The sequence below is a fragment of the Halanaerobium saccharolyticum genome (assembly GCF_003259895.1).
In the GTDB taxonomy this organism is placed as follows: domain Bacteria; phylum Bacillota; class Halanaerobiia; order Halanaerobiales; family Halanaerobiaceae; genus Halanaerobium; species Halanaerobium saccharolyticum_A.
On record NZ_QLME01000038.1, the window covers coordinates 1 to 14646 of the forward strand.

15 protein-coding genes are annotated in these 14646 nt (G+C 34.2%); 13 read left to right on the top strand and 2 right to left on the bottom strand.

The window, feature by feature from the left end; genetic code table 11:
- Positions 1 to 123: 123 nt before the first annotated feature.
- From C7958_RS14925 to C7958_RS14950, 6 genes are read left to right on the top strand one after another with little or no spacing between them, the layout of a single operon-like run.
- On the top strand, positions 124 to 840 hold the full coding sequence (locus C7958_RS14925; RefSeq protein ID WP_111573467.1) for a Stp1/IreP family PP2C-type Ser/Thr phosphatase: 717 nt from the start codon (positions 124 to 126) through the stop codon (positions 838 to 840).
- Positions 841 to 870: 30 nt separating this feature from the next.
- On the top strand, positions 871 to 2928 hold the full coding sequence (gene pknB, locus C7958_RS14930; RefSeq protein WP_111573468.1) for a Stk1 family PASTA domain-containing Ser/Thr kinase: 2058 nt from the start codon (positions 871 to 873) through the stop codon (positions 2926 to 2928).
- 8 nt (positions 2929 to 2936) lie between these two features.
- Positions 2937 to 3797: a ribosome small subunit-dependent GTPase A gene (rsgA, locus tag C7958_RS14935; protein WP_111573469.1), complete on the top strand. Its 861-nt coding sequence runs from the start codon at positions 2937 to 2939 to the stop codon at positions 3795 to 3797.
- Positions 3797 to 4453, top strand: a complete 657-nt coding sequence (gene rpe / locus C7958_RS14940; protein WP_111573470.1) for a ribulose-phosphate 3-epimerase — start codon at positions 3797 to 3799, stop codon at positions 4451 to 4453. Before rsgA ends, rpe begins: the two co-directional genes overlap by 1 nt.
- Positions 4446 to 5102 (top strand): thiamine diphosphokinase, encoded by a 657-nt coding sequence (locus C7958_RS14945; protein ID WP_111573471.1) that lies wholly within the window; start codon positions 4446 to 4448, stop codon positions 5100 to 5102. Before rpe ends, C7958_RS14945 begins: the two co-directional genes overlap by 8 nt.
- Before the next feature lie 28 nt (positions 5103 to 5130).
- Entirely contained in the window at positions 5131 to 6363 is a 1233-nt protein-coding gene (locus C7958_RS14950; RefSeq protein WP_111573472.1) for an NAD(P)-dependent malic enzyme, read from the top strand.
- 75 nt (positions 6364 to 6438) lie between these two features.
- Here C7958_RS14950 and rpmB read toward each other — a convergent pair whose 3' ends face one another.
- Positions 6439 to 6669, bottom strand: a complete 231-nt coding sequence (gene rpmB / locus C7958_RS14955; RefSeq protein ID WP_111573473.1) for a 50S ribosomal protein L28 — start codon at positions 6667 to 6669, stop codon at positions 6439 to 6441.
- 308 nt (positions 6670 to 6977) lie between these two features.
- On the opposite strand from rpmB, the gene C7958_RS14960 reads away from it, so the two are divergent.
- The 7 genes from C7958_RS14960 to C7958_RS14990 are packed head-to-tail and all read left to right on the top strand — an operon-like array spanning position 6978 to position 13642.
- Positions 6978 to 7340, top strand: a complete 363-nt coding sequence (locus tag C7958_RS14960) for an Asp23/Gls24 family envelope stress response protein (protein WP_111573474.1) — start codon at positions 6978 to 6980, stop codon at positions 7338 to 7340.
- On the top strand, positions 7330 to 9108 hold the full coding sequence (locus tag C7958_RS14965; protein WP_111573475.1) for a DAK2 domain-containing protein: 1779 nt from the start codon (positions 7330 to 7332) through the stop codon (positions 9106 to 9108). Before C7958_RS14960 ends, C7958_RS14965 begins: the two co-directional genes overlap by 11 nt.
- 11 nt (positions 9109 to 9119) lie before the next feature.
- Positions 9120 to 9995, top strand: coding sequence for a DegV family protein (locus C7958_RS14970; protein ID WP_111573476.1), 876 nt, complete (start codon positions 9120 to 9122; stop codon positions 9993 to 9995).
- Positions 9992 to 12049 carry an ATP-dependent DNA helicase RecG gene (gene recG / locus C7958_RS14975; RefSeq protein ID WP_111573477.1) on the top strand — a complete coding sequence of 686 codons (2058 nt, stop codon included), beginning with the start codon at positions 9992 to 9994 and terminating at the stop codon, positions 12047 to 12049. The genes C7958_RS14970 and recG overlap by 4 nt, the downstream gene beginning before the upstream one ends.
- Positions 12050 to 12070: 21 nt before the next feature.
- Positions 12071 to 12610 (top strand): 16S rRNA (guanine(966)-N(2))-methyltransferase RsmD, encoded by a 540-nt coding sequence (gene rsmD / locus C7958_RS14980; protein WP_111573478.1) that lies wholly within the window; start codon positions 12071 to 12073, stop codon positions 12608 to 12610.
- A 19-nt stretch (positions 12611 to 12629) separates the two neighbouring features.
- Positions 12630 to 13124 (top strand): pantetheine-phosphate adenylyltransferase, encoded by a 495-nt coding sequence (coaD, locus tag C7958_RS14985; RefSeq protein WP_111573479.1) that lies wholly within the window; start codon positions 12630 to 12632, stop codon positions 13122 to 13124.
- Positions 13125 to 13129: 5 nt separating this feature from the next.
- The gene (locus tag C7958_RS14990) at positions 13130 to 13642 is read left to right on the top strand and encodes a UbiA family prenyltransferase (protein ID WP_243834371.1); all 513 of its coding nucleotides are present in this window, start codon (positions 13130 to 13132) and stop codon (positions 13640 to 13642) included.
- Positions 13643 to 13794: 152 nt separating this feature from the next.
- Here the strand turns inward: C7958_RS14990 and C7958_RS14995 are convergent.
- Positions 13795 to 14646: IS4 family transposase (locus C7958_RS14995; protein ID WP_111573480.1), on the bottom strand; the 852-nt coding region annotated here is incomplete at its 5' end.

Below are 14646 nucleotides of genomic sequence, written 5' to 3' on the forward strand. Positions count from 1 at the left end.
CTAACTATATTATACCATATCTTAAGGAGGAAGTCACCAAAAATTTATGTCGAGAGCCCTGTTATTTCGGGCCTTAGACATTATACAAACGACTATAGAAGCTGAAATTGAAGGAGGAGAAAAATGCGGTTTAAAGCTTTAAGTGATAAAGGAAATAAACGCAGTACAAATGAAGATAATTTTTTTATTAAGGAAGAAATCAACTTTTTTATGGTTGCTGATGGAATGGGGGGACATGCTGCAGGAGAAGTCGCAAGTCAGGTGGCAGCAGATTATGCTTCTGACTTTAATTTTGACCTATCCTCTCCTCTAGATGGTTTGAGCGAGTTAACTTATAAAATTAATCAAGAAATTATAAATAAGAGTCAGCAGAATCCTAATTATAGTGGAATGGGGACAACTTTTGCAGCCGTTATAATTCAGCAAGATAAACTTTATTATGTTAATTTAGGTGATAGCCGCATTTATCTTTATAATAAAAAAGAAGACAATTTAAGCAAAATTTCTAAGGATCATTCTCTGGTTGCCGATTTGATTCGTCGGGGAGAAATTTCTGAAGCAGAAGCTTTTAACCATCCTAAAAAAAATATTGTTACTCAGGCTTTAGGTCTGGAGACTGATCTGGATTTAGATAAAGGGGAAATTAGAATTTCTGATAATGAATTTCTATTGTTATGTACTGATGGTTTAACAGATATGATTAGAAAAAATGAAATTGAATCTGTTTTCAAAAAAACTCAAAAAGTTGACCAAATAGCAGAACAGCTGCTTAAAAAAGCTCTGTCCAGTGGTGGCCTGGATAATGTCACTTTAATAGTTGCTGATTTTAATGAAAAATAATTATTGTTTAATGATAATAGAGGTGAATTTATGCAGGGGAAGATTTTAAATAACCGTTATAAGATAATCGAAGAAATTGGCCGTGGGGGAATGGCAATTGTTTATTCAGCCCGAGATACTCTGTTAGAAAGAAGAGTGGCCTTAAAAATGCTGCGTCCAGAATATAAATCTGATGCTGAATTTATCGACAAATTCAGACAGGAGGCAAGGGCTGTAGCCAGGTTATCTCATCCCAATGTGGTAAGTATTTTTGATATTGTGGTTGATGAAGAAAGAATTTATCTTGTAATGGAAATAGTGGAAGGTAAAACATTAAAGGACATAATTAAAGAGAGGTCAAAACTTTCTATAGTTGAATCACTGGAGATAGCAAGGCAGATTGCTGCTGCTTTATCTGTAGCTCATGGTAATCAGATTGTTCATTGTGATATAAAACCCCATAATATTATTTTAACTGATGAGATGGAGGTTAAAGTTACGGACTTTGGTATTGCAAGAGCCGTTAGTAATTCAACAGTTAGAGTGACTGAAACAGTAGTTGGTAGTGCCCATTATTTTTCCCCCGAACAGGCAAAAGGCGGAGAAATTAAAGCCTACTCTGATATTTATTCACTGGGTGTTGTGCTTTACGAAATGACTACTGGAGAATTACCTTTTCATGGAGAAAGTCCTATTTCAGTTGCTTTAAAACATATTCAGCAGAAGCCCGTTGAACCTTCACAAATCAATAAAGATATTCCAGAAGAAGTCAATGATTTGATTATGAAGGCAATTGCCAAAGATCCAGCAGAACGTTTTCAGGATGCTTATGAGATGAGACAGCAGATTACTTATTGTTTAAAACATCTTAAATCTAAGACTAAGCAGCCAGAAAAGAAAAATGACTTTGATGCTGATGAAACCAGAGTAATGAAGAAGTCAGATATCAGCTTACTAAATAATTCTAAAAAAAACACTGGCAAAGATGATAAAAAAAATGATGAGAATAAGGATAAAGAGGAAAAAACTAAAAAGAACAAAAAGCTTTTAAGAAATAAAAATAAGGATAAGAATGAAAATAAAGCTGTTAAAGATCTTAGTTCTGTAAAAATTGATAAAGTTAACAACAGTGAAAAAGATGAAAATAAAGCTAAAAAATATAAGAGGCCACTTATGATTATTGGAGCTGTTATCCTATTTTTTATAATTTCTATTGGTGGAGTTATTTTCTTTTTTAATCAGTACACAAATGTTCCTGTAGTTGAAGTGCCCGATATCGAGGGAGAAAGCCTGGCAGAGGCAAGAGGAATGGTCTCAGAAGTTGGACTTAACCTGGTTGAAAATGAAGAGCGAGTATTTAGTGAAGAAATTGCTGCCAATCATATTGTCAGTCAGCAGCCTGCAGCTGGAGCAAGAGTTAAACAAAGTCGACCTTTAAATATTACAGTTAGTAAAGGTCCCCAGCTGATTGAGATCCCAGATTTTGTTGGCAGTTCTTTACGAGAAGCTCTAATAGAATTAGATAATTTATCATTAAATAGTGGTGACATCCAGTATATATTCAGATTATCAGAAGAGCCTGGAACTGTGATTAATCAAATCCCAGCTGCTGGAGCTGAGGTAGAAAAAGGGAATGAGGTTACCATTTTTGTAAGTCGGGGAGAACGCGATATATCTGTTAGAATGCCAGATTTAACCGGTCTGACTCAGTCAGAAGCTTTTAGTATGATTAGAGAAAATGGTTTAAATATTGGTCAGGTTAGTGTAGAAACATCCAACCGATTTGCTGAGGGACATGTTATTTCTCAAAGTGTAAGGGCTGGCGAATATTTACCTCGAGGAATTGCTGTAGATTTTGTTATCAGCAGTGGTTCTGAATCAAACTCTGGCAAAGAATTTCATTCAAATAGAATTTCGGTAAATGTTACTGGCTCAGAAAATAGAGAGGTCAGGATTGTAGTTGAAGATGATAATGGTCAGGATCAAGTTTATCAGGCAGTACATCAACCTGGTGATAATATAGTCAGGGATATCAGAAGTCAGGGACAAACGGAAATCAGGATTTATTTTGATGATCAATTAATAAAATCAGAAAGTATTGGGGGCTGATAATTTAGATGAAAGGTATTTTAATAAAATCAATAGGAGGATTTTTCTTTGTCGCTGATCAAGACAAAGAAATATATCAGTGTAGAATTAGAGGTAAGATCAGAGAAAAGATTTATCCTGGTGATTATGTAGAAATTGATAAAGAAAATAAGATTCTGGAAGATTATTATCCCCGCAGTAATTTATTAAAGAGACCTAAAGTTGCCAATGTTGATCAGGTTGTTATTATGCATTCGGTTAAAAATCCAGATTTTTCGGCTTCACTGCTTGATCGTTTTTTGCTTCTGGTTGAAAGTTCTGGTTTTGAGCCGCTGATAGTGATTAATAAAATTGATCAGGCAGAGGCTGGTTTTAAAGATAATTTTGAAGAATATAGAGAAGCAGGCTACCAGCTTGATTTTATTAGTGTTAAGAAAAATATAAATTTAAATCAATTATTTGAAAAACTTAATAATAAAATTAATGTTTTAACTGGACCTTCAGGAACAGGTAAGTCTTCATTTTTAAATAAAGTTATTGAGGATGCGGATTTAAGGACTGCTGCAGTTAGCAAAAAATTAAAAAAGGGAGTCCATACTACGAGAATGGTAGAACTCATATCTCTGCCCAATAAAGGCTGGGTTGCAGACACTCCTGGATTTTCTTCAATGTCTAAAATCAATTTAGAAATTGAGCCAGATAATTTATCCTGGTATTTTCCTGAATTTGCAGAATATAATAATGCCTGTAAATTTAATGGCTGTTCTCATCTGCATGAACCGGGCTGTGTTGTCCAGCAGAAAGTAGAAAATGGTGAAATTTCAGCCAGAAGATATCAGAGTTATCAACAACTATATAACGAATTAAAGGAAAAAGGGAGGAGATATTAATGAAAACAGAATTTGCACCTTCACTTCTTGCTTCAGATTTCAGTCAATTAAAAGATCAAATTCAGCTGGTTAAAGATGCTGATTATCTACATTTGGATGTAATGGATGGTGTTTATGTTCCCAATATTACCTTTGGCCCGGGATTGATTAGTTCCATTAGAAAACACAGCCAACTTCCTTTTGATACTCATTTGATGATTACCAGACCTGAGAGATATATAAAAGATTTTGCTGAGGCTGGTTCTGATATTTTAACTGTTCATCTAGAAGCTACAGATCATATCCACCGCGTAATTCAGCTGATCAAGGATCAGGGGATTAAAGCAGGAGTTTCCCTCAATCCAGCTACATCTTTAGCTAGTTTGGAATATATTTTGCCTGAGTTGGATCAGGTTTTAATAATGTCTGTAAACCCGGGTTTCGGTGGTCAGTCTTATATCCCCCAGATGACAGAAAAAATAAACAAATTAAATAAAATGATTGCAGCTAATAATTATAATTGTAAAATAGAGGTTGATGGAGGAATTAAAACTTACAATTTGAAAGAAATTGTAAAAGCTGGAGCTGATATTATTGTTGCTGGTTCTGCAATTTTTGGAGCAGCTGATCCTGGCAAAACACTGTCCGAAATGAGGAGTATTGCTGCTGATGTCTAAAAAAAGAGTACTTTTAATTTTGAATGGTGAGCTGGATTTGGATAAAAATAATTTAAAACAAATTATTAAAAAACAAGAAATAGATAAAATTATAGCTGTCGATGGTGGAGCCAATAAAACCAGGGAATTAAATATATTACCTGATTTGATAATTGGGGATCTGGATTCTATAACTAAAAACAACAAAAAATTTTATAGAAAAAAAGATCTAGAAATGATAGAATATCCAGTTGAAAAGGATCAGACTGATAGTGAGATTGCAGTTGATTACTGTCTAAAAAATGGCTTTGAAGAACTGTACTTAACTGCCGCTCTGGGTGGTAGAATAGATCAACAGCTTGCTAATTTAAATTTATTGGAGTACATATATCAGTTGAATCTAAAAGCAAGAATAATTTCTAAAAAAAATGAGATCGCCTTAATTGACAGCAAAAAGCAGTTTGATAACAAAAAAGGATTTAGACTTTCTTTAATTCCCCAGACTAAGGTTGTTAAAGGCCTCAGCATTAGAGGTTGTAAATACAATTTAGAATCTCAAGATATTGAACGTTCAAAAAGCAGAGGAATCAGTAATCTGATTGAGAATGATTGGGCAGAAGTAAGTTTAGAAGCTGGACTTTTAATTTATGTATTAGAGAATATAGAGTAGAGAGTAGAGAAATAATGGAGGTTTATAAATGGATATTTATCAGAAAGCATTAAAATTACATAGTGATCACCAGGGAAAAATTGAAGTTAAATCAAAAGTGAGAGTTAGAAATAAAGAAGAATTGAGCCTGGCCTATTCCCCTGGAGTGGCAGAGCCCTGTAGAGAAATCGAAAAAAACAGAGAAAAAATTTATGAATATACTGCCCGGGGAAATCAGGTTGCAGTTGTGTCTTCTGGAACTGCAGTTTTAGGATTGGGTGATATTGGCCCAGAAGCTGCTCTGCCTGTAATGGAAGGGAAAGCTGTTTTATTTAAAGAATTTGCCAATGTAGATGCTTTTCCCTTATGTGTGGGAACAAAAGATGTAAATGAAATTGTTGAATTTGTAAAACTGCTGGAACCTACCTTTGCTGGTATTAATTTAGAGGATATCTCGGCACCTAAATGCTTTGAAATAGAGGCTAGATTGAAAGAAGAAACTAATATGGCTATTTTTCATGATGATCAGCATGGAACAGCAATTGTTGTGCTGGCTGCAGTACTCAATGCTTTAAAGCTTGTTAATAAAAAATTAGAGGAAATAAAAATTGTTGTTAATGGAGCAGGAGCTGCTGCTACAGCAGTGTCTAATCTACTGCTAGATGCTGGAGCAGAAAATTTAATTATCAATGATCAAATTGGAATTTTGAATTCCTCTAATTTGAATCAGTATGATCCTTTAAGGCAGGAGTTAATAAAAAGGACTAATCCTGATCAGTTAGCAGGTGGTTTAGCTGAAGCTGTTGAGGATGCAGATTTATTTATTGGCCTATCTGTTGGTAATATCTTAGAATCAGAAATGGTAAAAGAGATGGCCGCTGATCCACTGGTTTTTGCAATGGCTAATCCTACACCTGAAATTGCTCCTGAAAAAGCTTTGAAGGCTGGAGCTGCAGTAATTGCAACTGGAAGATCTGATTATCCCAATCAGATTAATAATGTGCTGGCCTTTCCCGGGGTTTTTAGAGGAGCCCTTGATGTAAGAGCCTCAGAAATAAGTGAGGATATGAAAATTGCAGCTGCTGAGGCAATAGCAGACTTAGCTGCAGACAATTTATCTTCTGAATATATTATTCCTGATCCGTTTGACCAGAGAGTAGTTCCAACAGTTGCTTTTTCAGTTGCCAGAAGTGCTATCGAAAATAATCTAGCAGAATTAAAAATTAGCGATCAGGAACTAAAAAATAAAATTAATAAAAAATTAAAGAGTTTAAATAAGTAATTTAGCTGTAAAAAGTACTAAAGGGAGTAGAGCATTTTTAAAAATGCTCTACTCCCTTTGTTATCTAAATCTTAATTAGTAAGCTCTTTCGACATTACCTGATTTAAGACATTGAGTACATACCTTAATTCTTTTTGGTGATCCATCAACAATTGCTTTTACTTTTTTAAGATTTGGACGCTGAGTTCTTTTTGTAGAACTGGTGATGTTACGTCCAACTCCACCTTTTTTCTTAGCTTTACCACGTCTTTGTATGCTATTGGCAGTATTTCCACCTTTACCACAAATTTCACAGACTCTGGACATAGAAAAACACCTCCTTATTTATTACAAATCATCGGCTCATAAATCTCTATTTTACAACAAATAGATAGATTTGTATTGAGCGTGTCAAAATAAAATCTCCATCAGGTTATATTTTAACATAGATAAACGGTCTTTAGCAAGTTAATTAAAGTAAGTTTAGAAAAAATATAGACTTAGGAATGCAGGAAAGTATTAATTTATCTTGAAATTAGTAATAAATGAGGATTTAAATAAACTCATTAAATTTATTTCTTGCATAGAGACTTTATATAAGATAGAATAATTATGTATGAAAAGAGGTGTAAAGAATGGAAAAAGAATTAAAAAATGAACTTGGTAAGATTGTTATTGATGAAGAAGTAATAGCTAAAACAGCGGGGCTTGCTGTTATGGAATGTTATGGTCTTGTTGGTATGTCTTCTAGAAGTATGCAGGATGGTCTTGCAGATCTTTTGGGTTGGGACAATATTAGTAAGGGTGTTGGTGTTGATATTAGTGAAGAGAAAGTTCATCTGGATTTAAATATTATTGTTGAATACGGAACTAATATCCATGAAGTAGCTCATAACGTAATGGAAAGAGTTCGCTATACCCTCGAAAATAAAGTTGGAATTGAAGTTGTAACTATAGATGTTAATGTAAGGGGAGTGAGGGTTGGCGATGCCAATTAATAATGAAGGAAAAATTACTACAGTAGATGCAGAACAATTTAAAGATATGATGTTTGCATCATTACACTGGCTGAAAGAACAGAAATCTTTTATTGATTCATTAAATGTTTTTCCAGTTCCAGATGGAGATACAGGAACAAATATGTATTTAACTTTTAAAGAGGCTGTATCCAGTCTGGAAGATAATAACTCAAAGAGTGTCTCCGAATTGGCTGCAGCGCTGTCTAAAGGGGCTTTAATGGGAGCCAGGGGTAACTCAGGGGTTATTCTCTCTCAATTGATTAGAGGCTTTGCTCAGGCCCTGAAAAATAAAAAGAAAATGAAAACCAGAGATTTAGCTGATGCACTTAAAAAAGCTTCTGAGGTTGCTTATCATGGAGTTTTAAAGCCAGTAGAGGGGACAATTTTGACTGTTTCCAGAGAAACTGCTGAGAAGGCTACAGCAGAGGTAGAATCTGCTCAGGATCTGGTAGAACTGCTTGAGATATCAATTGAAGCAGCAGAAGAATCATTAGAACATACTCCTGAGCTGCTGGCTGCACTTAAAGAAGCAGAAGTAGTTGATGCGGGTGGACAGGGGTATCTAACAATACTTGAGGGAATGCTTAAAGGTTTAAAGGGAGAAAAAATAGAATATCAAGCTGCAGCTGTTGCAGGAAAAACTAAAAAACGAGCTGAGATTGCAGAAGATATTAAATTTACCTACTGTACTCAAATATTAATTGAAATTGATACCAGAAAAAATAATATTAATCGAATGATTGATAAGATTAGAAAAGATATGCAGAGTTATGGAGATTCAATTATGGTTGTTGGTAGTGATGATATAATTAAAATTCACATTCATACCAACCACCCGGGTGTTTTATTAGAATACGGATTAAAAAAAGGTAAAGTTTTTGATATCAAAATTGATAATATGAAAAAACAGAATCAGGAAAAAGTTAAGCTTGAGAGTGAAGCTGATTTTGATCATTCTCAGTTTCATGTGGATAATAATTCTGAGATCTCTGCAGATCAAAAGCCAGAACAGACTGATGCAGCAGAGAATATTGATGAGCAAGAAAGCAAAGCTGAAGCTCAGTCAGCTGCAGAGGCAGAAATTAATGTAGATAAAAATATAGGGATTATCTCTGTGGCCAATGGTGAAGGAGTAGTTAATATTTTAAAAGAACTGGGAGTTGACCATGTAATTAAAGGTGGTCAATCAATGAACCCTTCTACCAATGATTTTGCAGAAATAGTTGAAAAAATGAACACCGAACAAATTATAATTCTGCCCAATAATAAAAATATAATTTCGGCAGCAAAACAGGTATCAGAGCTCAGCCAGAAAGAGATTGCAATTATAGAAACTCGTTCTATACCACAGGCAGTTACCGCTCTGATGAGTTTTGATGATCAGGCTTCTCCAGCTGAACTGAAAGAAATAATGGAAGCTGAAATTAAATATGTAAAAACATTGGAGATAACTCAGGCTGTCAAAGATTCTAAGGTTAATGGCCTGGAAATTAAAAAAGATAATTATATTGGCCTTAAAGATGGCGATATCGTAGTAAGTAATGAAACTAAAAAAGAAACAGTAATTAATTTATTAAATAAAGTTGCTGAAGCTGAAGAATTAGTCACCATTTATTATGGGGAAGGAATAGATGAGGCTGAAGCTGAAGAAATTAGAAATATTATGGAGGAAAATTTTGATTTTGATGAAATCGAAATCTATCCTGGTGGTCAACCTCTTTATCCCTTTATAATTTCATTAGAATAGGATGTGTTAAGATGATTGCTCTGGTAACAGATAGCACCTGTGATTTATCAGCAGATATACTGGAAAAGTATCAAATAGAAATTGTTCCGTTAACTGTTCATTTTGGAGAAGATACTTATTATGATAAAGTTGATCTGAATAATGAAGAGTTCTATGGAATGATGGAATCCGCAGCAGAGTTACCTACTACTTCACAGCCATCTGTTGGTCTTTTTATTGATAGCTATGAAAAATTGGCAGAAAACTATGATCAGATAATTTCTATCCATATAGCTTCTGCTTTAAGTGGCACCTGTGAGTCAGCGAGACTTGCTGCTGCTCAGGTGGAAGCTGTAGAAGTGGAGATTGTAGATTCTAAATCGACCAGTTCAGGACTTGGTTTTATGGTTCTGCTGGCTGCAAAAATGATAAAAGAGGGTAAAAATATTGAAAAAATAAAAGAAACTCTGCTGCAGGAAAGAGAAAAGTTAACAATTTATTTTACAGTTAATGAACTGACTTATCTGGAAAAGGGAGGTAGAATTGGAAAAGCTCAGGCCTTTTTAGGCAGTATTTTTAATTTCAATCCAATTCTGGAACTCTCTGCTGCCGCGGGAGAAATTACCCCAAAAGAGAAAATACGGGGTTATAAAAAAACCAATCAAAAAATGGTTGATTTAGCTTTACAGGCTGCTGCAGATAGTGATAATGTTAATTTTGCTTATATTTATGGTAAAGATAGTGATAATTATCAGCAGTTAAAAGGACTCTTTGAGACAAAATTAGAAGCTCAGAATGATTTTAGCTACCAGCTTTTTGAAAATAAAATTGGTACTGTGTTAAGTTCTCATACCGGGCCTCTAGTTTATGGGATTGTTGTTTATAGAGGAGAATTGTTAGAAGAATGAAATTAAAACTTTCAGATGAAGTTCAATTTGTTAAAGGTGTTGGGCCCAAATGGGCCGAGCGCCTTTCCAAATTAGAAATAAAAACAGTCAGGGATTTACTTTACTATTTTCCCCGAGAATATGAGGACCGCAGTCAGATAAGTCAGATAAAGTATACAGCTGTAGGTGAACAGGCTAATTTTAAAGTTGAAGTTTTAAAAATTGACTATCAAAAAATAAGATATAATCTTGATCTACTTCGGGTAACATTTTCTGACGGTAGTGATGTAGTTAATGGAATCTGGTATAATCAGTCTTATCTTCGTGATCAGTTTAACGTAGGAGATAAATATCTTATTAGTGGTAAGATTAGCGAAAAAAACTGGAGAAAATATAAAAGAAAAGAAATAAATAATCCTGTTTATGAAAAACTTGAATCTGAGGCATCAGTCTTAAATACAGGTAGGATAGTTCCTGTATATTCGCTGACTGAAGGAATAACACAGCGGCGGCTGAGGAGAGTAATTGCCAATGCTTTAAAAAGTTACGCATCTTTACTCAAAGATCAGCTGCCTGATTCAATTAGAAAAAAAGAGGATTTTCCGGATCTAAAGACTTCTATTCTGGGAATGCATTTTCCTAAGAATGAGAAACATCAAAAAATTTCTCGCAGAAGGCTGGCTTTTGAAGAATTTTTTTATTTACAGCTTTATGCACTGGAAGAAAAGAAAAAGTATAATGATTTAGTCGGGATTCAACATCAGTTTAAAGAAAAGGAAAGCCAGGATTTTCTGGCTGGACTTGGTTTTGAACTGACTGATGCGCAAAAACAAGTTTACTCAGAGATCAGGAAAGATATGGAATCTAAAAAAACTATGTCCAGATTACTGCAGGGGGATGTTGGCTCAGGTAAAACGGTGGTAGCAGCTCTGGCACTGCTGCAGACTGTAGCTAATGGTTTTCAGGGAATATTTATGGCTCCCACAGAAATACTGGCTGAACAGCACTTTTTAAATTTTAAAGAGCTGTTAAATGATTTTGATTATGATATTCATTTATTAACAGGAAGTGTGAAGGCTTCTGAACGCAGGCAAATTGAGACTGAAATTGAGGCGGGAAAAACAGATCTTATTATCGGGACTCATGCACTTTTTCAGGAAAGTTTAAATTATAATAACCCTGGTTTGATTGTAATTGATGAACAGCATCGTTTTGGGGTAGAACAGCGTCACAGTCTGAAGGAAAAAGGTGATAGTCCTGATTTATTGATTATGACAGCAACACCAATCCCCAGATCAATGGCAATGCTAATTTATGGTGACTTAGATCTCTCTGTTATTGATGAAATGCCACCCGGCAGAAAAAAAATTGCAACTTTCTGGCGGCGAGAAAATAGACGAAAACAAATTTATGCTTTTTTAAAAGAAAAAATTGAAGCCGGCAGACAGGCATATATTGTTTGTCCTTTAATTGAAAAATCAGAAGAAATGCCAGAGTTGATCTCGGCAGAAGAATTATATAATGATCTGCAGTCGGGAATTTTAAAAGATTATAAGCTTGCTTTAATTCACAGTTCGATTCCTGCAGATGAAAAGAAGGAAATTATGGAAAAATTCAGAGATGGTGAGATTGATGTTCTGGTAGCTACAACAGTAATTGAAGTTGGGGTAGATGTCAGTAATGCCAGTATTATGGTAATAGAAAATGCAGAAAGATTTGGACTGGCTCAGCTGCACCAGTTGAGGGGCAGAGTTGGTCGAGGTCGGCATCAGTCCTACTGTATTCTAATTTCTAACCCCCCTGGAGAGGATGCTTCTCATCGGCTGGAAATTATGTGCAAAAGCAATAATGGTTTTTTAATTGCAGAAGAGGATTTAAAAATGCGGGGTCCGGGCGAATTTTTTGGAACAAAACAGCATGGGATTGATGATTTAAAAGTAGCCAGTTTAATTGATGATCAGAAACTATTAGTAGATGCAAGAGATGAAGCTCAAAAAATTGTAAAAGACGAAAATTGGCAGCAAAAATATAATAATTTGGCTAAAATTATTTCTAAAATAGAATTAAAGATTTAATATATTTGGAGGAGTTATTTAATGAGAATTATTGCTGGCAAAGCTGGTGGTTTGAAATTAAAAAGTCTAAAAGGAAGAGATGTTCGACCAACTCTTGATCGAGTAAAAGAATCAATGTTTAATATTATTGCTTTTGATTTGCCTGGTGCTGAAGTTCTTGATTTATTTGCGGGTTTTGGCAGTCTTGGTATTGAAGCTTTAAGTAGAGGAGCAGTAAAGGCAGATTTTGTGGAAATAAACAGATCTCACCTTAAAATAATTGAAGAAAACTTAAAAAAAGCTAAGCTTTTTGAGCAGGCTGAACTTTTTACGCAGGATGTTTATTTATATCTGAAAACCTGCAGTCGGAAATATGATTTAATTTTTATGGATCCACCCTACGAAAAAGAAATGACAGCTGAGGCTGTGAGACTAATTATTGAGAATAATTTATTGAAAGAAAAAGGGTTAATTATTAGTGAAAGATCAGGGACTGAAAAGGCAGAAGAATTTAATGGACTAAGCATTATAAAAAATAAACGTTATGGAAATTCATTATTAACAATCTATAAACTAAACTAAATTATAAGGGGTAGTTAATATGAGCAAAAAAATAGTTTATCCTGGAAGTTTTGATCCTGTGACAAATGGACATCTTGATATTGTAGAAAGAGCTGCCAACATTTTTGACGAAGTAATAGTTTCGGTATTTTGTAATCCTAATAAGGAGCCTGTTTTTACAATGGAAGAGCGAGTTAAAATGTTAAAAAAAGCTACAAATAAATATGAGAATGTAAAAGTGGATTCTTTTTCTGGTTTAACTACCAAATATGTTAATTCAGTTGGTGGAGAAGCTATATTACGCGGTTTAAGAGCTGTTTCTGATTTTGAAGGTGAGTTCCAGATGGCTTCAATGAATAAACATCTAGATGATGAAATTGAAACAATATTTTTAATGACAGATACTAAATATGCATTTTTAAGTTCGAGTGTGATTAAAGAAGCTGCCTACTTTGATGGTAATATTAAAGAACTGGTTCCCGATTTTGTTTATCAGATGCTGAGAAATAAGTTTGTAGAAAATAATAAGGGGTGAAACAGGTGTCTTTAACTGCTTTTTTAAAACTTGTAGAAATCAGGACAAAAATTGCAAGTTTTACACCCTTTTTACTGGGAAACTTATATCTTGTCTATCATTACTCAAAATTTAATAAACTTAATTTTATCCTGTTCTTTATTTCTTTACTCTGTGTAGATATGGGAACAACAGCTGTTAATAATTATCAGGATTATCTTAGAGCTGAAAAAAAAGAGGGTTATAATTATGAAAAACATAATGCAGTTGTAAATTATAATTTGGGTAAGAAGACTGTAAAAAATATAATTTTTATTCTTTTTTTTCTGGCAGTAGTAAGTGGTTTACTTCTTTATGTAAACAGTGATGTTATAGTATTAATGATTGGTGTAATCTCATTTATAATTGGAATTTTATATACTTCCGGGCCTGTTCCAATTTCTCGGACTCCTTTTGGAGAAATATTTTCTGGTTTTACCATGGGCTTTTTTATTACTTTTCTGGCAGTATATGTACATAATTTCACTAGCATTGCATAAAAATATTTAAGCATTGTCAAATTTGAGTTATTGGTAAAGTATGCTATCTACAGAATATTCAGTCACCACCTTATCCTTTTTTTAGAAAAAGAGATAATGGAGTATTAAGAGATAGCCTTTATCCACATTTTACCATAATATATTTGTTCTTTTTACAGAATTACTGGATTGAATTCTGTTGAATATAAAAGCTCTGTTTCTCCTGCCATCACCTGCCTTTCGGTTAGCTGATAGATTTTTTCGTAATCTATTACTCTCCGACCTTTAGATGAGCGTGATGGTCGATTTATCTTTCTGATAAAAGCTTTTAGACTCTCAAACTTACAGGCTCTAAAATATTTAAGCACTTTAAATAAACTCTTATCTGTATTGGCTTCTCTCTTTAAAAGAGTAAGTAATACAAAGCTGATTAAAGCAGTAAATATCTGTGACTTAACAGCATTCTCACTGTGTCCATAAAAGACTTTAACATGGAGATGCTGTTTGATCCACTTAAAGAAAATCTCTATCTGCCAGCGATCTCTGTAGTATCTGCTGATTAATGCTGCAGAATGTTCAAAGTCGTTTGTAATTAATCTAATTGTACTGCCAGGGTTTTCTCTGTCAGGTATTTCTAAGATTCTCAAGATATTCTCCATCTGTTTGTCCTGTTTTTTGTCACCCAGGAGAACAGTAGAATCTTTAACTTCCTGGCCATCAATAATTACAGTTTTAGTTTTTAGAACCTCAATCTTAGCATTACTCTTGAGCCTTGATAAAAAGAGAATACCGGCATCACAGTAATTGTCAAAACTCTGATAGTCAACATAGGCTCTATCAAAGACATGAAGAGTATCTGTATCCTGAACAATTAGATTATCCATCCTGGTTTTATCTGCACACTTAGCTGGAGTAATCTCAACTTTATCTGGCATAATATCTCCATCATAAATGATGAGAGTATGTATTTTAATTCCTGCTTTTGTTGATCTAAAATCAGCCCAGGGATAATTACTTAAAGCCAT